This window comes from Gilliamella sp. Choc5-1, from assembly GCF_001690595.1.
GTDB lineage: Bacteria > Pseudomonadota > Gammaproteobacteria > Enterobacterales > Orbaceae > Gilliamella > Gilliamella apicola_M.
In genome coordinates this window covers 1-685 of the sequence record NZ_LZHH01000018.1, presented here as the reverse complement: position 1 = coordinate 685, position 685 = coordinate 1, and the positions used below count along the sequence as shown (strand labels likewise).

The window sequence follows — 685 nt, the reverse complement described above, 5'->3', positions numbered from 1 at the left end:
TCGCCCTATTATCAGTGCTGCTTGCTTTAGAATATCGTTTTCCATACGCAGCTGTTTAAGCTCTTTACGCAACGCGATTAACTCTTGTTCTTGTGGACTGCGATTATCTTTTGTTTTAAATGAGCCGCTTTGGCTTGCTTGCGTTATCCAACGGTCCAATGCTGATGGTGTCAAATCATATTCGGCAACGATTTCACTACGTGATTTACCATGTCGATAAAGACTGACCATTTGCTGTTTAAAATCATCTGTGAATGTTCGTCTTTTGCGTTTAATCTTATTCATATTTGTTCCTTTTTTAGTTGTGATAAGTTTACCTTACCCCTTAAAAAAGTTGTATGATTTAGTGTAGCCGATCCATTTATCATTGAGCATATCGGCAGCAATCAGACTGTTTTTCTCGGTATAGACTTTAGCAAAAGCGAGTCTGGAATAGGTATCAATAAATGTTTGTTGGTATATTTTCCCTATGCCTTTAATGTGCCCTACATAATAGGTATCTTGTGCACATAAATATCCCGGATGATGTGTCTCAATTTCACCATGCGCTTCTTTTGATGCTTTGGCTTTTTCAAGGGCTTGTAATTGATTTTCAGTGAGCACACATCCTTCTTGTGCCACTTTGGTTTCTAGGGCTATTAAGCGTTTTTTAAAACTTTCTAAATCGTGACGTAGCCAAATAGAG

At 38.0% G+C, this 685-nt stretch carries 1 protein-coding gene and 1 pseudogene; both read right to left on the bottom strand.

The genetic code is table 11. The features are described 5' to 3' along the window. The coding region (locus A9G35_RS01700) for a transposase (protein WP_141673726.1) at nucleotides 1-285 on the bottom strand (285 nt) is incomplete at its 3' end. A gap of 63 nt (nucleotides 286-348) precedes the next feature. Continuing rightward, nucleotides 349-685 (bottom strand): annotated as a pseudogene (locus tag A9G35_RS01695) (IS481 family transposase); the annotation flags it as partial.